This is a genomic window from Stappia sp. ABD4_338 (assembly GCF_056312175.1).
On the sequence record NZ_CM149982.1, the window covers coordinates 498,532 to 518,644 of the forward strand.

Consider the following 20,113-nt stretch of genomic DNA (forward strand, 5'->3'; position numbering starts at 1 on the left):
GCCTGCCGACAGGGCAAGGCGTCAGCGGCCCTCGCGGTACCACATGGCGGTGACGGCCCCCAGAAGCAGCGCCAGACCCAGCAGGCCGGCGAAGAGCGGATAGCGGTCGATCCCCTTTAGAACGCTTGCATCGCTCGTGCGGAAGCCGATCCAGCCGTCGCCGGCGAAATTGTCGGCCCGGCGCATGGGGACGATCCGTGGCACGCGGATCTCGTCGCCCGCGTCGGTGACGCGCATGACACCGCCGCCGGTTTCCGCGACGATCGGTGCAAGCTTTTCCGGCGTCGAGAGGACGTCGGTGAACTCGCGCGGGTTCGGCGGCCCGACATGCACCAGCGCCTTGCGCGTGCCGTCCTCCACCGCATACAGGCCGAGGTCGGGAGCGGGCGAGGATGCACGCCACAGCCCCGGAGCCACTTCGCTCGGCGTCAGGGTGCGGGTGGATCCGTCGGGCAGCGTCAGCGTCATGTCGCCGACGCTTTCGCCGATTGTCTGGCGTTCCGCGATCACCTCCGCGCCCCGGGAGGTCAGGCGCAGCGCCTCTTCCTCGAGATCCGGTTCCTTCATCAGCCAGTGCGCCAGCCGGCGCAGCAGGGCCACATGCGGTCCGCCGCCCTCGTACCCCCGCGCCCAAAGCCATACGTGGTCGGACAGGAGCACGGCCACGCGACCCTCGCCCTCGCGACCGAGCACCAGAAGCGGCTTGTCGTCCGGACCCGTCATCAGCGTTTCGCCCGTGGTGACGGAGGCGTCGACCAGCCGGAACCAGCGGCTCCAGGCCGGGGGCTCGCTTTCGGCACCGGGAAGACGGCGCGTCACCGGATGGCGCTCGCCGGTGGTCGAGATCGCGGCGCGGAAGGGCTCCTCGTAGAGCATGCCGCTCGGTTCCGCCGGCAGGACGGGCGCGAGCGGCGTGCGAAACAGGCTGCCGGCGTCGGCATAGTCCGGCCCGCCGGCGACGAGCACCGCACCGCCGCCCTGCACATACCGGGCGATGTTGTCGAAATAGAGCAGTGGCAGCACGCCGCGCCGCTCGTAGCGGTCGAAGATGATGAGGTCGAACTCGTCGATCTTTTCCGAAAACAGTTCGCGGGTCGGGAAGGCGATCAGCGAAAGCTGGTTGATCGGCGTGCCGTCCTGCTTGTCGGGCGGACGCAGGATGGTGAAATGCACGAGGTCGACGGAGGCGTCGGACTTCAGCAGATTCCGCCAGGTGCGCTCGCCGGCATGCGGGCTGCCGGAGACCAGCAGCACGCGCAGGTTCTCGCGGATGCCGTCGATGGTCACGACGACGCGGTTGTTGAGGTCGGTAAGCTCGCCCTCGAGCGGGTCGACCGCGAACTCGAAGATGTTCTGCCCGCCGTGTGCGATCTCGACAGGAACGTCCACGGTCGCGCCGGGGGTGACCCGCAGGGTCGCCACCGTGTCTCCGTCGCGGCGCACGACGAGGCGCACGCGGTCACCGCCGCCGGTGCCCGTTCCCCGGTCCTGAAGCTGCAGCGTCACGGTCTGGGTCGACCCGACGAGGCCGAACTTCGGTGCCCGGTCGATGGCGAGACGCCGGTCGGTCTCGTCCGGACGGCCGGTGATCAGCGCGTGCAGGGGAGCGGTGAACCCGAGATCCGCCGCGCGTTCGGGAATGTCGTGCACCTGACCGTCGGTCAGCAGGAGAGCGCCGCCGATGCGCTCCGGGGGCACATCCGACAGGCTGTCGGCAAGGGCCGAAAACAGCGCGGTTCCGTCTGCGGTCGCGGCTTCCCCGCGTCCCGCGCGTACCACGCGCAACTCGTAACTGGGCAGCGCCGCGAAGCGCTGCCGCAGACCCTCCAGCGCCTCGGCGGTCTGGTTGGCACGGTCGGACAGGCGCTGGCTCTGGCTGTCATCGACGATGAGCGAGACGACGCTGGCGAGCGGTTCGCGGTCCTCGCGCTCGATGGCGGGACCGGAAAGTGCCAGGACCAGCAGCGCCATGGCGAGACCGCGCAGCGGCCAGCCGGGAACCCGCATGAGCGCGGTGGCCAGCGCGAGGGCGATGGCGATTGCACCGGCGGCGACAAGCGCCCAGTCCGGAACGAGGGGGGAGAAGGACAGCGACCAGATCACGCGGCGGGTTCCTCCCTATTGTCCGAGCCGTTCGAGAAGGGCGGGAATGTGCACCTGATCGGCCTTGTAGTTGCCGGTCAGGACATACATGACGATGTTGACGCCGGAGCGGAAGGCGTACTCGCGCTGCAGCGGATCGGCCGGCACGGTCTGGAACGCATAGCCGCCGGCGTCGTCCACGGCCCAGGCGCCGGCGAAGTCGTTGCCGGTGATGAGGATCGGGGAAATGCCGTCGCCACCGCGCACGGGGCGGCGCACGGGATCGTCCTGGGTGCCCGGCTCGCTCGCCTCCACCCACAGCGGCCCGCCGGCGTAGCGCCCGGGAAAGCTGTCGAGAATGTAGAACGCCTTGGTGAGCACGTGGTCCACGGGAACCGGCTCGAGCGGGGGAATGTCCAGCGTCTCGAGGATGCGACGCAGGCGCAGGACCGCCGGCGACGTGCCGAGCCCCGTCAGTCCGGTGGCGAGCTGGTCGCCGGTGTCGAAGAGGATGGTGCCGCCATTGCGCATGTAGGTGTCGATAGCCGACAGCGCCTCCGGGCCGGGAATGGGTGTTTCGGCCCGCACGGGCCAGTAGAGCAGCGGGTAGAAGGCCAGTTCGTCGCGCGCGGGGTCGACGCCCATGGGCGCCTCGGGCTCCAGGGCGGTGCGGCTCGCCAGATAGCGCGACAGGCCGAAAAGCCCCATGCGGCTGGTCTCGTCGAGGGCCGGGTCTCCCGTGAGCACATAGGCAAGGCGCGTGTCGAGCGTCGCTTCCAGGGCCGTGATGTCGGCGGAACTCTCCTGGGAGCGGGCCTCGCGCGGGGCCGACAGCGTGAGCGCCAGGGCAATGGCCATCACCACCGCGCCGAAACCCGGCATCCCGCGCCTTGGGCGCAGGCCGCGCCGCTCGCCGCGCATGACCAGCATGGCGACGGCATCGGCGAACAGCAGCAGCAGTGCCAGCACGAAGAGCGGCGGGCGCAGGTCCACGCTCGTCTCGCGCGGGTAGTCCGCGATGCGTGCCCCTTCAAGCGGGGAGAGGTCGAGCGCTTCGATGGTGGTCGCCTGGGGGAAGAGGTTCAGCGCGCGGAAGGCGTCCGACGCGCCGTAAAGGCCCGGCGGATTCCGACGGCTCGCGTCGATGTCGCCGTTTGCGGGAAGCGGCACGGCGGAGGCGGGCGGCGGCCCGAGGCGGCCCGATCCGTCCAGCACGCGGACCGGCGGAAGCTGGACGGCGGCCTCGTTCGCGCCGGCAACGGCGGTCGTGCCGGCGGTGTCCCGGTCTGTTGCCCCGGCATCCGGGGCGACGGTCGCCGACAGGGCGGTGATCCGGCGCAGCATTTCCACGAAGGTGCCCGACAGCGGCAGGTTCGACCAGCCTGCATCGGCGGTGACATGGAAGAGGATCAGTGTCCCACGTCCGAGCGTGCTGGCGGTGACCAGCGGCGTTCCGTCGGCAAGCAGCGCCCAGCTCCGGTCGGTGAGGTCCGGACCGGGTTCGGCCAGGACCTGCCGCGATACGGTGACGTCCGAGGGAACGGGAAGGGTCGCGAAGGGCGAACCTTCGGCGAAGCTTGCAAGCGGCTGCGGCTCTTCCCAGGACAGCGCTCCGCCGAGCGCGCGGTCGCCAGAGCGCAGGCGCGTGGGCACCAGATCGTCGCTGCCGCCGGCAAGCCGGGGACCGGCGAAGCGCACCAGCACGCCGCCCTGCTCGATCCAGCGTCGCAGCGCGGCCTCGGCCGGTTCGCTCAACCGTCCCACGTCGGCCATGACCAGGACGGAGACGCCCTGCGCGATCAGCGCGGTGGCCGCATCCGCCACATCCGCCTCGCGGGCGTGGCGAAGCTCCGCGAAGGGCGAGAGCGCCCGCTCCAGATAGTAGAGCGGCGAAAGCAGCGGCTGGGCCTGGTCGGCCGAGGCGCCCGACACGAGGCCGACCGTGCGCCGCTGCCAGCGGTCGTCGAGAAGCTGCACGGCGGCGGCTGAACGCGCGCCGTCAATCTCCAGCCGCGCCACGTCGTTGCGAAGCTCGACGGGCAGCTCGAGGCGCATGTCCAGAAGGCCTTCCCGCTCGCCGGCGGTCGCTTGCGTCTCGCCGAGCACGAGGCCCTTTTCGTCATAGGCGCGCACGCTTGGCAGGGCGGCGTTCCCCGGCGTTCCGGGCGCGGGAATGATGCTTGCCGTCAGGGCTTCTGGATCGTTGCGCGCGCCCGCAAGAACCGGCGGATGGCCAAGGCCTGTGTAGACGGTGAGGTCGGCCGTGCCCGCGATGGCGCGAAGGTCCTCCACGAAGCGGGTGGAGGTGGCGCGCGCGACGTCGTCCGAATACCAAACGATCGCGCCGGGTGCCCTGGTCGCCGCGGCCTTGCGCAAGGCGATGGTCAGTTCGCCGCGCGTCGTGGGCCAGGGGCGCGGTTCCATCGCGCGAAGGCGCTCCAGGACGCTGCGTGCGTCCTGGGTCACAAGCGGCTGGTCCGGGCCTTCCGCCGTGGCGGCGAGCAGAACCGGGCGGCCCTCTTCGGCGGCGCTTGCGACAAGGCGTTCGGCGGCGCCACGCCTTGTTTCCCAGTCGGCGGACGCGGCCCAGCCGTTGTCGAGCACGATCCACAGCGGCCCGTCACCGGTGGGCGTGTCGGTTCCCGGGCGCCACTGCGGACCCGCCAGCGCCAGGATGAGGGCGGCGGCCAGAAGCAGGCGCAGGATGGTCAGCCACAACGGACTGGTATCGGGCGTCTCGTCGCGCTTCTCGATCCCCTCCAACAGGCGCGCGGGCGGGAAGGCGATGCGGCGCGGGCTTGGCGGCAGAAGGCGCAGGAGCCACCAGATCACCGGCAGAAGCAGAAGGCCGACCAGCGCCAGAGGCGCGGCGAAACCCAGGGGCAAAAGACCGCTCATCGGCCCGCCCCGCCGGTGTCGTTCAGCAGCACGCCGCTCAGGCGCGAGTGTAGCACCAGCATGGCTTCTGCCGCCGGGCGGTCGGTGTGGTGCACCAGGAAGGTCCAGCCCGCGCGGCGGGCCACCTCGCCGATGGCCGCGCGATGGGCCTCGAGCCGGTCGCGATAGGCCGCGCGCCAGGTCTCGGCCTTGCCACTCGTCAGGCGGAATCCGGTCTCGGGATCACGAAACTCGGTGCGCCCGGAAAAGGGGAAGGTCTCCTCCACGGGGTCGAGCACCATGACGAGATGCCCGCGCGCGCCGGACCCCGCGACCTTCTGCATCCAGGCGAGGGTTTCGTCGAGCGGGTCGAGCAGGTCGCCGATCAGCACCACGTCGGAGAAGCGGCGGATATCGCGTCCCTCGGGCAGGCTGACGGGATCGCTCACATGGGCAAGCGTGGCGGCGACGCGCTCGGCCGCGTGCCGGTCGGCGACCGGACGGCGAAGCCCCGGCAGGCCGACGCGCTCGCCGGTCTCGGCCAGCAGGTCGGCCAGCGCCAGAAGAAGCACAAGCGCTCGGTCGCGCTTCACCGTGTCGGAGAGATGCGAGCGAAACAGCATCGAGGGAGAGAGATCGGCCCAGAGCCACACGGTGTGGGCGGCCTCCCATTCGCGCTCGCGCACGTAGAGGTGGTTGTCGCGGGCCGAGCGCCGCCAGTCGATGCGCTTGACCGGCTCGCCGGCGATGAAGGGACGAAACTGCCAGAAGTTCTCGCCGGCGCCGGCTCGCCTGCGGCCGTGCCAGCCGGCGCTGGTGGTCATGGCGACCTGTCGGGCTTCCACGAGAAGGTCGGGCAGGGCATCGGCGAGCGTGCGTCCGCCGGCGACGATCTGCGGCCAGTCCCGGCCGTCCGTCTCGCCGGAGCCCGCGCGCGCCAGCCGCGAGGCTGCGAGGCGTCCCAGTCCCTCCATTGGCCCTCCTATCCGATGCGGTTCTTGAGCCGGGAGATCAGTCCGCGGATCGTCTCGCCGTCGGCCCGCGCGGCGAATGTCAGCGCCATGCGGTGCTGGAGCACGGGTTCGGCAAGCGCCACGACGTCATCCACGGACGGCGCGAGACGTCCGTCGACGAGCGCGCGCGCCCGAACGGCCAGCATGAGCGCCTGGCTGGCGCGGGGGCCCGGCCCCCATGCGATGGCGCGGGTGATATCGTCCTTCCCGGCGGACGAACCGGCGTCCAGCGTGGGATCGGCGGGGCGGGCGGAGCGCACCAGTTCCAGGATCGCCTCGACCACGCTTTCGCCCACCGGCATCCGGCGCACGAGCTGCTGGAAGGCGGTGAGTTCATCGGCGCTCATGACGGCGCGGGCAGCGGTTTCCTCGGCACCTGTCGTCTCGAGCAGGATGCGCCGTTCCGCCTCCATGTCGGGATAGTGCACGTCGATCTGCATCAGGAAGCGGTCGAGCTGGGCCTCGGGAAGCGGATAGGTGCCTTCCTGCTCCAGCGGGTTCTGGGTGGCGAGAACGTGGAACGGACGCGGCAGGTCGTAGCTCTGGCCGGCGATTGTGACGTGATATTCCTGCATCGCCTGCAGCAGGGCCGACTGGGTGCGCGGGCTGGCACGATTGATCTCGTCCGCCATGAGAAGCTGGGAGAAGATCGGCCCCTTGATGAAGCGGAAGGCGCGGCTTCCATCGGCGGCCTGGTCCATGACCTCGGCGCCGAGAATGTCGGAGGGCATCAGGTCCGGCGTGAACTGGATGCGCCGGGCATCGAGCCCGAGCACCGTGCCCAGCGTTTCCACCAGCTTCGTCTTGGCAAGGCCGGGAACGCCGACGAGCAGGCCGTGGCCGCCCGCGAGAAGGGTCACGAGACTGCGTTCCACGACGCTTTCCTGGCCGAAGATGACGCGGGCGATCTCGCCGCGGGCGGCGGAGATCTTCTCCATCGCCGCTTCGGTGTCGCGCAGGATGCGGTCAGCCTCGGCCGGATCCCTGTCGCCTTCGCCCGGAGTGATCGCGCTCATGCCAGTCCTGCCTCCTCTTGACCGGGCGCGGTGCCCGGGACCCGTCTTGCGGCATTCCGGCAAGGGAACATCCGCTTCTCGTTGCTACGCTTGGTCGACGACACCGGTTTGAAAGCGTTTCGTCAAACCCCATATTCGCTGGCAGGGTCCGCCAGCGCCCGCCGGCTTGCCGCGTGGCCCGTGATCATTCCGGCCCGTGATCACTCCGGGAAGCCGTCCTGGCCTCTCGGCGCGGCCCGGTTTCCATGATAGCTCATGACATGACACGGTATGGGCCAAATAATGGCGGCGACAAGCGTTCCGGGAACGGCGAGTGTGGCGTCGACAGTCGCGCCATGCAAATTTTCGGCAGGTGCAAGGCGCCGGACCAGGTCGGACGGTCGGGCGTGGCCAGGGCTGATGAGGAACGAACGGGAGTGGTGATGTCCAACGCGAACGCGGGAGCGAAGGAAACCCTGCCCGAGGGGCTGGCCGCGCTCATGGCACGGGCCGGCTCCGCGCGCGGACCGGCGCCGGTCGAGCGCTGGGACCCGCCCTACTGCGGCGAGATCGACATGCGGATCGCGGCCGACGGACGCTGGTTCTACGAAGGCGGGCCGATCGGGCGCGAGCGGCTCGTGCGCCTCTTTTCCACCGTTCTTCGGCGCGACGAGGATGGTCATCACTATCTCGTGACCCCGGTCGAGCGGGTGCGAATCACGGTGGAGGACGCCCCCTTCCTCGCCGTCGAGCTTCATGCGCAGGGCGAGGGCCGCGACCAGCGGCTGACGCTGCGCACCAATGTGGGCGATGTGGTCGAGGTCGGTCCCGACACGCCGCTGCGGTTCGAGGACGAGGCGCAAACCGGCGGGCTGAAGCCCTACGTGCGGGTGCGCGGACGGCTCGACGCGCTGCTGTCGCGGCCGCTGCTCTACCAGCTTGCCGAGCACTTCCGCGAGGAGGAGATCGACGGCGAAACCGTGCTCGGTGCCTGGAGCAACGGCGTTTTCTTTCCCGCAAGCGCAGGGGGCGGCATGATCGCACGGGACGAGGTGTCAGCCGTCGGGGAGGGCGCGCGATGACAATCGCCGGCGAGCATCCGGGCCTGATGTCCGACACGGGCCGCGATCCGCTCGCCTCGGCGGAGGATTTCGTCAACCTGGCCCAGGCGCGCATCGCCGGGGCGGCGCGCGGCGAGGTCGGCGACCACATCCTCAATCCGGATATGGGGCCCTTCGCCTTTGCGCGTCGTGCTCCGCGCGATGCGGCGGTTCTCATCCCGGTGATCGATCGCTCGAACGGTCCGTCGGTGGTGCTCACCCAACGCACCGATCATCTCGCCAGCCATGCGGGACAGATTTCGCTGCCGGGCGGCAAGATCGACGAGGGCGATGGCGGTCCCGTCGCCGCCGCGCTGCGCGAGGCGGAGGAGGAGATCGGCCTTTCGCCCTCGCTGGTGATGCCGGCCGGCGTGCTTCCCACCTATCTGACGGGGTCGGGCTACCGGGTCGCTCCGGTGGTCGGGCTTGTCGACACCTCGGCGCGGTTCGTTGCCAATCCCGACGAGGTGGCGGATGTCTTCGAGGTGCCTCTCGCCTTTCTCATGGACGAGGCCAATCACCAGCGCAGTTCGCGTGTGCTCGACGGAAAGCCCAGATACTTCTATGCCATGCCCTTCGGGGAACGCTATATCTGGGGCGTCACCGCCGGAATCCTGAGGCTCCTGTACGATACGGTCTATCGCTGATGCTGCGTGTCATTCTTGTCCAGCTTCTCCTGTTCTCCCTGCCGTTCATCGGCTTCGCGATCTGGCTGTATCTGACGAAAAAGGCCCAGACCTCGGAGAACTGGCGCAAGGGCCCGATGCCGTGGCTCGTGATGGCCGGTCTCGCGCTGGCGATCGGTGGGCTCGTGATGCTCGCCCAGGAGGAAGGCCTGCCCGAGGGCAAGGTCTACAAGCCGGCGGAACTGCGCGACGGCGTGCTGATCCCCGGGCACTACGAATAGGCCGGCCATGACCTCCAAACTCGATGCCGATTGGCTGGACGCTCCGGCCCTTGTTGCCGTGTTCGACGCGCTCGAGCGCGATGGCGACACCGTGCGCGCGGTCGGCGGGGCCGTGCGCAACACGCTGCTGGGCCTGCCCGTGTCCGACATCGACCTCGCGACCACCGCCCTGCCGGAGCAGGTTGTCGAGCGCGCCCGGGCGGCGGGACTGAAGCCCGTGCCCACCGGCATCGACCACGGCACGGTGACCGTGGTGAGCCACGGCCAGCCCTTCGAGGTGACGACCCTGCGCGAGGACGTGGAAACCCACGGGCGCGCGGCAACGGTGCGCTTCGGGCGAAGCTGGACGCATGACGCCGCGCGGCGGGACTTCACCATGAACGCGCTTTACGTCGACCGGCACGGGGGGCTGCACGACCCGCTTGGCGGTCTCGGTGACCTCCAGGCGCGGCGTGTGCGTTTTATCGGCGACCCGCATCAGCGCATTCGCGAGGACTACCTGCGCATCCTGCGGTTCTTCCGTTTCCATGCCCAGTACGGCGAGGGTTCGCCCGATGTCGAGGGGCTCGCCGCCGCTGCCGCCGAGGTCGAGGGCCTGTCGCTGCTGTCGGCGGAACGGGTGGGCCAGGAGATGCGCAAGCTGGTTGTCGCGCCCGGTGCGCTTGCCACGCTTCAGGTCATGGCCAGGTGCGGCATCCTGGAGGCGGTTCTCGGCGAAACGGCGGACCTGACCACCTTCGCCGCGCTGCGCGGGTTCGATGCGCTTGCCGAGGAAACGCGGGCGCCGGCGCTTTGCCTGGCGGCCCTCGCGGGGCGGCACGACCTTGAGGGCGTTGCCGGGCGGCTGCGGCTGTCCAATGCGGAACGCGAACGCATGTTCTCGGCCGCAAGGGTGGCCGAGGATCCCGTCGCCCGGATGATCGTGACCATGACGGCCACGCAGGAGGAAGTTGCCATCCTGCTCGAGGCGCATGGCCGGGACGCGGCGTTCGACGGCGTGCTTCTTGCCTCCGCGCGCTGGCTGTCCGTGCCCGAGCGCCGGACGCTGACGCTTCTGCGCGAGACGCCGGTGCCCGAGTTTCCGCTCAAGGGGCGGGACCTGCTGGAGGCGGGGCTTTCCGCCGGCCCCGACGTGGGCGTGCGGCTGGAGCGGGCGCGTTCGGCGTGGCGCGACAGCGGGTTCTCGCTCGGACGCGACGCGCTTCTGGCGGAGGCGCTTGCACCGGCCTCCTGAGTGCCGGACCGGACCTCAGTCGTCGAGAAACTGCCCGGTCACGCTCAGTCCCTCGATGTGCGTCTCGCCGCGCTCCTTGACGATCCGGCGCGGCACGCCGCCGGCTTCGCGCTCCAGCGCATCGGCGAAGCGCTCGGAATGCGTGACGATCCAGACCTGGGTGCGTTCGCAGGCGCGCGCGACCACGCGCGCGAGCGGCTCCAGAAGGTCCGGATGCAGGCTTGCCTCCGGTTCGTTGAGCGCCACGAAGGCGGGCAGGCGATAGGCCAGCAGCGCACCCATCAGCGCCAGGTAGTTGAGGGTGCCGTCCGACAGTTCGTGTGCGGTGAATGCGCGCGGCAGGTCGGGAAAGCGCAGGGAGAAGTGCGCGTTGGCGCCCTCCACGGAGATTTCGAGCCGTGTTCCGGGGAACGCGTCCTCAATGGCGGCGTCGAGCGCGTGGGTGTCGCCGCGTACTTCGCTCAAGGTGGCGAAGACGGCGGCGAGATCGGATCCGTCGGCGGCAAGCGTCGGGGTCGTCAGGGCAAGAGCGGGACGGCGCAGGGGCGCTTCTCGGTCGGTGCGGAAACCGTGATGGAAGCGCCAGTCGGCAAGCGCGCGGCGGACGATGTCGAGCTCGGGAAAGCGGGCGCCGTCGCGAAAGGCGAACAGCGCGGTTTCGGACCCCAGAAGCTCATTGGCGTAGGTGACACGTCCGCCGTCGACGTCGCGCAGGGTCGCCGTCGGTCCGGCACGTTCCATCAGCACCACGTCGCGCCTTCCGCCGGTCAGCGCCAGCCGCTCTTCCTTGACCAGTGGTTCCAGCGGCAGCGCCGCGTCGGATCCGAGCTTGGGCAGGCCGACGGCAATCGAATAGGACAGGTCACCGAGCCTTGCGGAAAGGTCCAGGCGCACGGGCCGGCCCTTGCGCCGTTCTCCCGCCCACAGCACGCTTTCCACCCCGCCATCCTCCGCGATCGCCCGCGTGATACGCCCTTGCGCCGCCTCGCGCAGGAGCGCCAGGGCACTGTAGAGGTTCGTCTTGCCGGTGCCGTTCAGCCCGACGAAGACATTGAGCGCGCCGACGGGCAGATGCAGGTTGCGGATCGAGCGGTAGTTGCCGATCCCGACGGAGACAAGCGGCGGCAGGCTCATGGCGTGTCAGCTCACGGCCATTTCACGACCGGCGGCATGGACGACAGGATCGAGGCGACGTTGCCGCCCGTCTTCAGCCCGAAGATCGTGCCGCGATCGTAGAGCAGGTTGTATTCGACGTATCGGCCGCGCCGCACGAGCTGTTCTTCGCGCTCGGCCTCGCCCCACGGGGTGGCGTAGTTGGCGCGCACCAGTCGGGGGTAGATGTCGAGGAAGGAAAGCCCCACGTCGCGGGTGAAGGCGAAGTCCTTCTCCCAGTCGCCGGAGTTGAGATAGTCGTAGAAGATGCCGCCGACGCCGCGCGCCTCGTTGCGGTGCTTCAGGAAGAAATAGTCGTCGCACCACGCCTTGTAGCGCGGGTAGTCCGCGACCGCGTGGGGCGCGCAGGCCGCCTCCATCGCCTTGTGGAAGGCGACCGTGTCGGCATCCTCCTGGGTGCGCCGGGCGTCGAGCACCGGAGTCAGGTCCGCGCCGCCTCCGAACCACTGGCGTGTCGTCACGACCATGCGCGTGTTCATGTGCACCGCCGGGACATGCGGATTGTGCATGTGGGCGATGAGCGAGATGCCGGAGGCCCAGAAGCGCGGATCTTCCGAGGCGCCGGGGATCTGGCCGCGAAACTCGGGCGAGAACTCGCCGTGCACGGTGGAGACATGCACGCCGACCTTCTCGAAGACCCGCCCCTTCATGATCGACATCACGCCGCCGCCGCCCTTGGCGCCGGAGGAATCCGTGCGCTCCCAGGGCGAGCGTTCGAAGCGGCCCGCCGGTGCGGCGCCAAGCTCTCCGGGCAGAGCCGCGTGCTCGCCCGCCTCGTCCTCGATCTGCTCGAAGGCCGCGCAGATCCGGTCGCGCAGGCTCTCGAACCACGCCCGGGCCTCGGCCTTCTTTGCCTCGATACCGTCGGGAATCGCCCCGCCGCGCTGGTCCTTCGGCGTCTGCTCGCTCATCGTCCTGCCGTCCTTGCTGATCGCATCGTCGCTTGGCTCACGCGCTTCATGGCAGATGCGCGCCGCCTGGAAAAGGGGCGAGGCCGCGCGGTGTCAGTGGGAACCGGGAAAAGCGGCGGTCTGGCGCAGCGCTTCGCCGAGCACCATGGCACCGGCAACCGCCACGTTGAGCGAGCGCATTCCTTCCATCATCGGCACGGTGACGCGCGCGTCGGCCATCGCGTGAACGCTGTCCGGCACGCCGGAGGATTCGCGCCCGAGCATCAGGATGTCGTGCCCCGAGAAGGCGTGCTCGGTGTAGGGGCGGCTCGCGCCGGTCGTGAGAAGCACCAGGTTCCGGCCCTCCGCGCGCCGCCAGGTCTCGAAGGCCTCGAAGGTGACGTGCCGCACGAGGGCGGCGCGTTCCAGGTAGTCCATTCCCGCGCGGCGCAGGGCGTGGTCGGACAAGGGAAATCCGGCCGGTTCGATCAGGTGCACCGCGACGCCGAGGCAGGCGGACAGGCGCAGGATCGTGCCGGTGTTCTGCGGGATGTCGGGCTGGTAGAGGGCGAGATCGGGCATGGGGCGAAATCCGGACACGGGAAGGAAGGTCTTCCCGTCATAGCCGGAGATCGCGCGCCCGTCGCCCGCCGTCTGCCGCAAGCGCCTTCCCGCGATCCTGTTCAGCTCTCGTGCGCGGCGCGGCTTGCAAGCGTCGCGAAGGCGCGCGTGGCCGCGAGCGTTTCGGCCAGTTCGCTCCAGTGGCGCGGATTCAGTTCGATGTTGAACAGCGCGTCCTTCGGGAAGGCGCAGGTCCGCGCGAGACGGTCGAACGGCAGGTCGCCCCAGCCGAGAGGCATGTGCAGGTCGCCGATGCCGAAGGCCATCTGCTCGCTGGGGTGCATGGTCCAGAAATCGAACGGCAGCGCGAAGCTGTCATGCACGTGCAGATGCCGGGCGAAGGGGGCGAGCGCGGCGGCTTCCTCCAGGAAGTCGGCGCCGGCAATGGCCGATTGCAGCGCGCCGTGGCTGATGTCGAAGGTGGCACGCACCGCCGCGTGCGCCGGCCACGTCGCCGAGTCTGGCCAGGTGGTCGCGCTGGCGGGCGTAGCGCTCGGCGATCGCCGGGACGCCGTCGTCCGGACACAGCCCCGCGTGAAGAACAAGGTGGCGCGCCCCGAGCCGTGCCGCGATCTCGATGTTGGCCCGCGCGACCCGGTCGTGCAGGTGCAGCCGGTTGGCCGCGTCCATGAAGTTGACGCCCAGCACGCCGTGCACCGAATAGCCGAAGGGGCGGTCGACAAGGTCCTCGGCAAGCGCTTCGACCCGCGCCTCAAGCAGGCGCCCGCCGACGACCAGATCCCAGCCGAAGACGGGAAGCTCGACGCTGTCCGCCCGATGGGCCGCGGCCTCGTCGAGCGCACGCGGAAGATCCTCGCGGGCGGAAAGTGGCAGGCTGTAGCCGACGGCGTGGGACATGGGAGGCTCCGTATCGTGCGGATTGCGGGACGGACGGGCGGAAAGGCCTGACCGGCGACCCATATCCACGGCGTGTCTCCGTTTCATGACGGGCCGGGCGCAAGAGGCGGCGCGGTCCCGAAAGCGCTGGAAAGGCGGGCGATGGTGTCGCGGGGGGCTGGCAGGAGGCGCCGTCCGCGCTACCCTTGTCGGCGTGCGCGCCGTGCCGTGGTCCGGTCCGCCCGTCCGTCCCCCCGGATCCGCCGCGGGTCCTCCAGCCCCAGCCGAAAGGTCTTCAGGCGGTGTTCGATCGCGTCTTTTCCTGGTTCGAGCGCCGGATCGATCCGCTTGCGCCGCTTCCCTTGCAGGACCCGCCGCGCGGGGCCTTCGGCTATCTGTGGTTCTTCGTCTCGCAGGCGCGCCTGACGTTTCTTGCCATGCTGGTGCTTGGCGGCATCACCGCGCTGGTGGAAGCGGTGCTCTATGTCTTCGTCGGCGATCTTGTCGACCGGATGCAGGCGGGCGAGCGCGTGTCCTTCATCGCCGACAACGCCTGGCCGCTCGCCCTGATGGGCCTGACGGTGCTGGTCATCCGCCCGCTCGTCGCGGCCCTCAGCGCGCTCGTCGAGGAACAGGTGGTGGTGCCGGGGTTCTTCAATCTGGTGCGCTTTCAGGGGCACCGGCAGGTGATGGCCAAGTCCCTGGCCTATTTTCAGGACGAATTCGCCGGGCGGATCTCGCAGAAGGTGTGGCAGTCGGGGCAGGCGGCCGGCGACTTCATGGTCAGCCTGCTGCAGATCATCTGGTACATCCTGGTCTTCGCGCTGACGACGCTCGGCGTGCTGCTGACGCTCGATCCGGCGGTCGGGGCCGTGGTGGCCCTGTGGCTGGCGCTGTTCACTGTCGTTGCCGTTCGTTTCGTGCCGCGCGTGCGCGGGCAGGCGAAGGCGAGCGCGAACGCGGCGTCGGGCGTCACGGGGCGCTTCGTCGACACCTACGGCAACATCCAGACGATCAAGCTCTTCACCGACACGGCGCGCGAGACCGAGGAGCTTGCCCACGTCTACCGGCGCTTCCTTGTCGCGATCCGCGGCTTCACGCGCACGCTGACCACGGTGCGCACGCTCATGAGCGTCATTTCGGGCGTGATGATCCTGGCGATCGCCGTGCTCGTGGTGATGGCCTGGCGCGCGGCGGCGATCACCGCCGGCGACGTGGCGCTGGTGCTCGGGCTGGTGCTGCGGCTCAACGTGCTGCTCGGGCGGCTGCTCGGACAGCTCAACGGGCTGTTCCGCGCGCTGGGCACACTTGCCGACAGCGCGGAGACCATCACCCGCGAGGCGTTCGTCTCGGACCGTCCCCGGGCGCGGCCGCTCGAGGTGCGCGACGGCGCGATTTCCTTCTCCCGGGTCCGCTTTCACTACGGCAAAAAGGGCGGGGTGATCGAGGATCTGTCCCTGGAGATCCGCCCGGGCGAGCGTGTGGGGCTCGTGGGCCGTTCGGGAGCGGGCAAGTCGACGCTGGTCAACCTGCTGCTGCGGTTCCACGATCTGGAAGGCGGGTGCATCGCCATCGACGGGCAGGACGTTTCCTCCGTCACCCAGGCCAGTCTTCGCGCGGCCGTCGGCCTCGTCACGCAGGACACCTCGCTGCTGCACCGTTCGATCCGCGAGAACATCGCGCTGGGCCGTTCGGGGGCGGATGAGGAGGCGGTGCGGCTGGCCGCGCGGCGTGCCCACGCGGACGGCTTCATCTCGGAACTGACCGACAGCGCCGGACGGCGGGGCCTCGAGGCGCGGGTCGGCGAACGCGGGGTGAAGCTCTCCGGCGGGCAGCGGCAGCGTATCGCCATCGCGCGCGTTCTGCTCAAGAACGCGCCGATCCTGGTGCTCGACGAGGCGACGTCGGCGCTCGATTCGGAGATCGAGGCGGCGATCCAGGACAGCCTGACGGAACTGATGGAAGGCAAGACCGTGATCGCCATTGCGCATCGGCTGTCCACCATCGCCGCCATGGACCGCCTCATCGTCATGGACGGAGGCCGCATCGTGGAAGACGGCAGCCACGATGAGTTGTTGGCGCGTGGCGGGCTTTATGCGGATCTGTGGGCGCGCCAGTCGGGCGGATTTCTGGCCGGGGACACGTTTGAGGACGACGACACGCCCGCATGACGGCGGCGCGGGTTAAGTGATGTTAACCGTTAAGACTTTTTTAAGGGATTGGGTTCGATATGGGATGCGCCTTCAGGTTGTGTCCTGCTGCCCTTGCGTCAGCAAAATAGAGCTGAAGGCAGCGAAACGGAGGAAGTCGCGGTGTCGGTGCTTTCCATGCTCAAGACCGTCTCGGGGTTCGCCGGTCTTGCCGGGCGTTCCGCGCAGGACCGGAATGACCGTGCCCTCGGCCTCTTCGCGCAGCAGACGAATTCGGCCCTCGACAAGCTGTCCGGCAGCGGCATCGCGCTGGACGAGGACACCGTCAAGGAGATCAAGGACAGCGTCGAGGTCAGCCAGAGCATGCAGCGCATGGCGGAGTCGATGAAGGACGATGCGCGCTCGAGCAGGGTGTCGGAGATCAAGCAGAAGATCGCCGAGCTCAAGCAGCGTCTGCAGTTCGCGACACCCAAGCAGGCCAAGGCCCTGCTGAAGGAGCTCAAGCAGCTCGCCCAGGACTTCAAGGGCGCGGCGTCGCAGCTCGGGTCCGATGCATCGGGGCTTTCCACCAGCGGAGCCGGGGTTGCCGGAGCGCAGGCCATGGCCGGCGCCGGCGAGACGTCTGGTGCGGTTGCAGCCGGTGCCGAGGGACAGGCGGGCGATGGCGGCGCGAACGCAGGCGCGGGAGGCGAGACTGCCACGCCGTTTGCCGTGACCCCGCCGGAAGCCGGGAAGATCCCGCAGGGGGATGGTGCCGGAAGCGAGGCCTCTGGTGACGAGGGCCCGGGCGAGGGTGTCGCCGCGTCCGGCGAGGAAACGGGTCCGAGCCAGGAAGAGCTCAAGACCGCCCTTCAGGCTTACATCGGCGAGCAGGAGGCGGAGGAACACGCGGTCACCCGGTCTCGCGCCGAGCGAATGAAGGGCGAGCGCGAAACGCTGAAGGAAATCGGCGAGGACCTCAAGCAACTCGCCGAGAAGATCGAGAAGCTCGCCAGCCGTGACCGGTCCGACGAGGCGAGCAAGCAGAACGACGCGCGTGCCATCGACCGCGCCATCGACGAGGGACGTCGGGCGCTCGACAGTCCCGAGCTCTTGCAGGCGCTCTCCGGGCCGTCTCCGGAACCGGCAAGCGCGTCTTCACCATCGGTCGCGGCCCCCGCCCCCTCGGTGGCGCCGGGGCAGGCGAGCCTGGCCTATACCGCCAGCGCGCCGGTCCAGGTCGCGATGCCCGGAGCGGTCCGCCCCGTGGCCGCGCTCGTGGTGTAAGCGTCGCATCCCGACAACGGCTCGGTCCTTCAGCATCCGTAGCGGCAAGCCGGCAACATATCTGTTGCGGTGGTGCCACACATGCGCGCAATGCGGCTGGCTGTGCAATTCACGGGCTGCAAAGGCGGTGCGGGCGGGCTATTGTCCCGATCCGACGTGAGGTGACACCATTTGTCGCGACGTCGCACCGCAGGCCCGCCCGGGCCGACCGCTTCGTGTCCCGGCGCGAGGCGAATGAACGAAGACCGAACCACGAACGCAAGAGGAGGGGTCGCATGATGGAAGTCCGTACCGACATGATCCGCATCGCGACCGGCGATCTCACGTTCGTTGCAGGATGTGGTCACCCGCCACCCGCTTGGGTCGGTTGTTCGATGCGGTTCATGGCCTAGCCACACGGCAACGGCCGAAGCGCCGGTTCCTCGAGCGCTTCCTTTCCCGCTTTTCCGTTCGATCATCACCGTGTCCGCTCACGCGCGGGCCGGTTCAGCCTTCCCGTCACGGATCAATCCGCCGTCATGCGGATGCGCGCAGACCGTCTGTGCGTCGGGCCCGTGGCACTCCCGTTTTCGTTCATGCAGGAGAGCCTTGCCATGAACACCCTGTTGTCTTCCTCCGGGGCGTCCTTCGCCCGGTCGGCGGACCCGTCCGCCCGGGACGGGATCCCCGCCGCGATCCCGCGGCTCGTCCGGCTGACCGCCGTCGTCGCCCTTCTCACCGTCTCGCTGGCGACGGTCCTGTTCGTGCCCGTCGCCATCGGTGAACTGTCCGGTGTCGAGGCGGTCGTGCGCGCCGGTCTCAGCGAGCCGGCGGACGCGATTGCCGCGCGGCTTGGAACACAGTTCCTTGGCCTCGTCGTCCTGTCGTTCGGCCTGGTCGCCTTCGTTCTGTCGGTGCTGCTGACGCCGCCGGCCGCGACGCCGGTCTTTCGTGCCGCCCGTTTCCGGGGCCGGCGCGGGAGGTCCGTGACGTCCGCCGGCGCGCACGGCGCCTCTGTCTCCCTGAAAGGATTGCCCAATGTTCGCCCGCTTTGAGAAGCTGATCGACCCCTTCCAAGATCAACCCGTCGAGGCGCCGCCCGCCGGGCTCGTCGCCTTCTGCTGGTACTATACGCGCCCGCACTGGCGCGCGATGGCGGCCGTCTCCGTGCTCGGTGCGCTGATCGCGATCTTCGAGGTGATGGTGTTCTCCTTCCTCGGCGATCTGGTCACCTGGCTCACGGAGGCGGACCGCGCCACGTTCTTCACCGACAACGCCTGGCACCTGGCGTGGATGGCGCTCGTCATCCTCGTCGTCCTGCCTGTGCTCGCCATTCTGTGGGAACTGATTTTCCATCAGACGATGATGGGCAACTATCCCATGGCGATCCGCTGGCAGGTGCACCGCTACCTGCTGCGCCAGAGCGTCGGTTTCTACCAGGACGACTTCGCGGGGCGCATCGCCACCAAGGTCATGCAGACGGCCCTGGCCGTGCGCGAGGTGGTGCAACGCATCCTCGACGTGTTCGTCTACGTGGTGGTCTATTTCACCGCGGCGCTCGTGCTCGTCGCCGAGGCGGACCTTCTGCTGGCGATCCCCCTGCTGGTGTGGCTGGTCGCCTATCTGGGCGTGCTGTTCTTCTTCGTGCCGCGCCTCAAGGGCGTGTCGCAGATGCAGGCGGACGCGCGCTCGACCATGACCGGGCGGGTGGTGGATGCCTACACCAACATCGCCACGGTGAAGCTCTTCTCCCACACGGAACGGGAGGAGGCCTACGCCAGGAACGCCATGCAGGAGTTCCTGCGGACGGTCTACCGGCAGATGCGTCTGGTGACCGTGCTCAACACGGCGCTGCACACGATCAACCTGCTGCTTCTGTTCGCCATCGGCGCGCTGTCGATCTTCCTGTGGCAGCAGCAGGCAGTGGCGACCGGTGCCATCGCCGTGGCCGTGGCGCTGGTGCTGCGCCTGCACGGCATGTCCCAGTGGATCCTGTGGGAGGTCTCGGGCCTGTTCGAGAACATCGGCACGGTCCAGGACGGAATCACCACGATCGCCCGCGACCGGGAGGTGCGTGACCGCGAGGACGCGCGGCCGCTCGCCGTCAGGCAGGGGGAGATCTCCTTCGACAAGGCCACGTTCCACTACGGCAAGACGACCTCGGTGATCGAGCAGCTCGACCTGCGTATCGCGCCGGGCGAGAAGCTCGGCGTCGTCGGACGCTCGGGAGCGGGCAAGTCGACGCTGGTCAACCTGCTGCTGCGCTTTCACGATCTCGAGGGCGGGCGCATCGCCATCGACGGGCAGGACATTTCCGCCGTTACCCAGGCGAGCCTGCGCGCCGCCATCGGCGTGGTGACCCAGGACACCTCCCTGCTGCACCGCTCGGTCCTGGACAACATCGTCTACGGCCGGCCGGAGGCGAACGAGGAGGAGGCCTGGGAGGCGGCGCGGCGCGCCCATGCGGACGGGTTCATCCGCGATCTGGTGGATGGCGCCGGCCGGCGCGGGATGGAGGCGCATGTGGGCGAGCGTGGCGTGAAGCTTTCCGGTGGCCAGCGGCAGCGCATCGCCATCGCGCGCGTCCTGCTCAAGAACGCGCCGATCCTGGTGCTCGACGAGGCGACGTCGGCGCTCGATTCGGAGGTCGAGGCGGCGATCCAGGACAGCCTGACGGAACTGATGGAAGGAAAGACGGTGATCGCCATCGCGCACCGGCTTTCCACCATCGCCGCCATGGACCGTCTCATCGTCATGGACAAGGGGCGGATCGTGGAAGACGGCTGTCACGAGCAACTGCTTGCGCGCGGCGGACTTTACGCGGATCTGTGGGCGCGCCAGTCCGGCGGGTTCATCGACAGCACGCAGACGGGCGGGTGAACCCCGCCCGTTCGTGGCGAAAAAAGCGCGACAAAGCGTCATCGCCGTGACGCAACATCTGGACAAGCGGTGGCAAGGGTGCCAAAAACGCCACCGCTTGGAAAGGTGC

Annotated in this window: 17 protein-coding genes; 8 read left to right on the top strand and 9 right to left on the bottom strand. The window is 69.2% G+C overall.

The window, feature by feature from the left end; genetic code table 11:
• Nucleotides 1–21: 21 nt before the first annotated feature.
• The 4 genes from ACYX4S_RS02155 to ACYX4S_RS02170 are packed head-to-tail and all read right to left on the bottom strand — an operon-like array spanning nt 22 to nt 6,988.
• On the bottom strand, nt 22–2,103 hold the full coding sequence (locus ACYX4S_RS02155; protein ID WP_476361716.1) for a hypothetical protein: 2,082 nt from the start codon (nt 2,101–2,103) through the stop codon (nt 22–24).
• A gap of 15 nt (nt 2,104–2,118) precedes the next feature.
• Nucleotides 2,119–4,980: a DUF4159 domain-containing protein gene (locus ACYX4S_RS02160; protein WP_476361717.1), complete on the bottom strand. Its 2,862-nt coding sequence runs from the start codon at nt 4,978–4,980 to the stop codon at nt 2,119–2,121.
• Nucleotides 4,977–5,933 (bottom strand): DUF58 domain-containing protein, encoded by a 957-nt coding sequence (locus ACYX4S_RS02165; protein WP_476361718.1) that lies wholly within the window; start codon nt 5,931–5,933, stop codon nt 4,977–4,979. Before ACYX4S_RS02165 ends, ACYX4S_RS02160 begins: the two co-directional genes overlap by 4 nt.
• Before the next feature lie 8 nt (nt 5,934–5,941).
• Nucleotides 5,942–6,988: an AAA family ATPase gene (locus tag ACYX4S_RS02170; protein WP_422069691.1), complete on the bottom strand. Its 1,047-nt coding sequence runs from the start codon at nt 6,986–6,988 to the stop codon at nt 5,942–5,944.
• A 422-nt stretch (nt 6,989–7,410) separates the two neighbouring features.
• Between ACYX4S_RS02170 and ACYX4S_RS02175 the strand changes: the two genes are divergently transcribed.
• The 4 genes from ACYX4S_RS02175 to ACYX4S_RS02190 are packed head-to-tail and all read left to right on the top strand — an operon-like array spanning nt 7,411 to nt 10,208.
• Nucleotides 7,411–8,049, top strand: coding sequence for a DUF1285 domain-containing protein (locus ACYX4S_RS02175; RefSeq protein ID WP_476361719.1), 639 nt, complete (start codon nt 7,411–7,413; stop codon nt 8,047–8,049).
• Nucleotides 8,046–8,714 carry a CoA pyrophosphatase gene (locus ACYX4S_RS02180; protein ID WP_476361720.1) on the top strand — a complete coding sequence of 223 codons (669 nt, stop codon included), beginning with the start codon at nt 8,046–8,048 and terminating at the stop codon, nt 8,712–8,714. The genes ACYX4S_RS02175 and ACYX4S_RS02180 overlap by 4 nt, the downstream gene beginning before the upstream one ends.
• On the top strand, nt 8,714–8,974 hold the full coding sequence (locus tag ACYX4S_RS02185) for a DUF6111 family protein (RefSeq protein ID WP_293717950.1): 261 nt from the start codon (nt 8,714–8,716) through the stop codon (nt 8,972–8,974). The genes ACYX4S_RS02180 and ACYX4S_RS02185 overlap by 1 nt, the downstream gene beginning before the upstream one ends.
• A gap of 7 nt (nt 8,975–8,981) precedes the next feature.
• Nucleotides 8,982–10,208: a CCA tRNA nucleotidyltransferase gene (locus ACYX4S_RS02190; protein ID WP_476361721.1), complete on the top strand. Its 1,227-nt coding sequence runs from the start codon at nt 8,982–8,984 to the stop codon at nt 10,206–10,208.
• A 15-nt stretch (nt 10,209–10,223) separates the two neighbouring features.
• On the opposite strand, the gene ACYX4S_RS02195 is transcribed toward ACYX4S_RS02190, so the two are convergent.
• The 5 genes from ACYX4S_RS02195 to ACYX4S_RS02215 all read right to left on the bottom strand — a co-directional run bounded on the left by ACYX4S_RS02195 (nt 10,224) and on the right by ACYX4S_RS02215 (nt 13,750).
• Nucleotides 10,224–11,342, bottom strand: a complete 1,119-nt coding sequence (locus ACYX4S_RS02195) for an AAA family ATPase (protein WP_476361722.1) — start codon at nt 11,340–11,342, stop codon at nt 10,224–10,226.
• A gap of 11 nt (nt 11,343–11,353) precedes the next feature.
• Nucleotides 11,354–12,292 carry an oxygen-dependent coproporphyrinogen oxidase gene (hemF, locus tag ACYX4S_RS02200; RefSeq protein ID WP_476361723.1) on the bottom strand — a complete coding sequence of 313 codons (939 nt, stop codon included), beginning with the start codon at nt 12,290–12,292 and terminating at the stop codon, nt 11,354–11,356.
• Nucleotides 12,293–12,385: 93 nt separating this feature from the next.
• Nucleotides 12,386–12,853: a tRNA (cytidine(34)-2'-O)-methyltransferase gene (locus ACYX4S_RS02205; protein WP_476362805.1), complete on the bottom strand. Its 468-nt coding sequence runs from the start codon at nt 12,851–12,853 to the stop codon at nt 12,386–12,388.
• 101 nt (nt 12,854–12,954) lie between these two features.
• Nucleotides 12,955–13,215 carry a hypothetical protein gene (locus ACYX4S_RS02210; RefSeq protein ID WP_476361724.1) on the bottom strand — a complete coding sequence of 87 codons (261 nt, stop codon included), beginning with the start codon at nt 13,213–13,215 and terminating at the stop codon, nt 12,955–12,957.
• Nucleotides 13,208–13,750, bottom strand: coding sequence for a sugar phosphate isomerase/epimerase family protein (locus ACYX4S_RS02215; RefSeq protein ID WP_476361725.1), 543 nt, complete (start codon nt 13,748–13,750; stop codon nt 13,208–13,210). The genes ACYX4S_RS02210 and ACYX4S_RS02215 overlap by 8 nt, the downstream gene beginning before the upstream one ends.
• 281 nt (nt 13,751–14,031) lie before the next feature.
• Between ACYX4S_RS02215 and ACYX4S_RS02220 the strand changes: the two genes are divergently transcribed.
• From ACYX4S_RS02220 to ACYX4S_RS02235, 4 genes are all read left to right on the top strand, one after another.
• Complete coding sequence (locus ACYX4S_RS02220) at nt 14,032–15,900, top strand: ABC transporter ATP-binding protein (RefSeq protein WP_476361726.1); 1,869 nt, start codon at nt 14,032–14,034, stop codon at nt 15,898–15,900.
• Nucleotides 15,901–16,041: 141 nt separating this feature from the next.
• Entirely contained in the window at nt 16,042–17,145 is a 1,104-nt protein-coding gene (locus tag ACYX4S_RS02225; RefSeq protein ID WP_476361727.1) for a hypothetical protein, read from the top strand.
• Nucleotides 17,146–17,738: 593 nt separating this feature from the next.
• Nucleotides 17,739–18,179 (top strand): hypothetical protein, encoded by a 441-nt coding sequence (locus tag ACYX4S_RS02230; protein ID WP_476361728.1) that lies wholly within the window; start codon nt 17,739–17,741, stop codon nt 18,177–18,179.
• Entirely contained in the window at nt 18,163–20,004 is a 1,842-nt protein-coding gene (locus tag ACYX4S_RS02235; protein ID WP_476361729.1) for an ABC transporter ATP-binding protein, read from the top strand. Before ACYX4S_RS02230 ends, ACYX4S_RS02235 begins: the two co-directional genes overlap by 17 nt.
• The last annotated feature ends 109 nt before the right edge of the window (nt 20,005–20,113 follow it).

Excerpts from the sequence above, each read along its gene's own strand:
- ACYX4S_RS02160 (WP_476361717.1), bottom strand. The coding sequence starts at position 4,980 with ATGAGCGGTCTTTTGCCCCTGGGTTTCGCCGCGCCTCTGGCGCTGGTC.
- ACYX4S_RS02165 (WP_476361718.1), bottom strand. The coding sequence starts at position 5,933 with ATGGAGGGACTGGGACGCCTCGCAGCCTCGCGGCTGGCGCGCGCGGGC.
- ACYX4S_RS02170 (WP_422069691.1), bottom strand. The coding sequence starts at position 6,988 with ATGAGCGCGATCACTCCGGGCGAAGGCGACAGGGATCCGGCCGAGGCT.
- ACYX4S_RS02175 (WP_476361719.1), top strand. The coding sequence starts at position 7,411 with ATGTCCAACGCGAACGCGGGAGCGAAGGAAACCCTGCCCGAGGGGCTG.
- ACYX4S_RS02180 (WP_476361720.1), top strand. The coding sequence starts at position 8,046 with ATGACAATCGCCGGCGAGCATCCGGGCCTGATGTCCGACACGGGCCGC.
- ACYX4S_RS02185 (WP_293717950.1), top strand. The coding sequence starts at position 8,714 with ATGCTGCGTGTCATTCTTGTCCAGCTTCTCCTGTTCTCCCTGCCGTTC.
- ACYX4S_RS02190 (WP_476361721.1), top strand. The coding sequence starts at position 8,982 with ATGACCTCCAAACTCGATGCCGATTGGCTGGACGCTCCGGCCCTTGTT.
- ACYX4S_RS02195 (WP_476361722.1), bottom strand. The coding sequence starts at position 11,342 with ATGAGCCTGCCGCCGCTTGTCTCCGTCGGGATCGGCAACTACCGCTCG.
- hemF (WP_476361723.1), bottom strand. The coding sequence starts at position 12,292 with ATGAGCGAGCAGACGCCGAAGGACCAGCGCGGCGGGGCGATTCCCGAC.
- ACYX4S_RS02205 (WP_476362805.1), bottom strand. The coding sequence starts at position 12,853 with ATGCCCGATCTCGCCCTCTACCAGCCCGACATCCCGCAGAACACCGGC.
- ACYX4S_RS02215 (WP_476361725.1), bottom strand. The coding sequence starts at position 13,750 with ATGTCCCACGCCGTCGGCTACAGCCTGCCACTTTCCGCCCGCGAGGAT.
- ACYX4S_RS02230 (WP_476361728.1), top strand. The coding sequence starts at position 17,739 with ATGAACACCCTGTTGTCTTCCTCCGGGGCGTCCTTCGCCCGGTCGGCG.
- ACYX4S_RS02235 (WP_476361729.1), top strand. The coding sequence starts at position 18,163 with ATGTTCGCCCGCTTTGAGAAGCTGATCGACCCCTTCCAAGATCAACCC.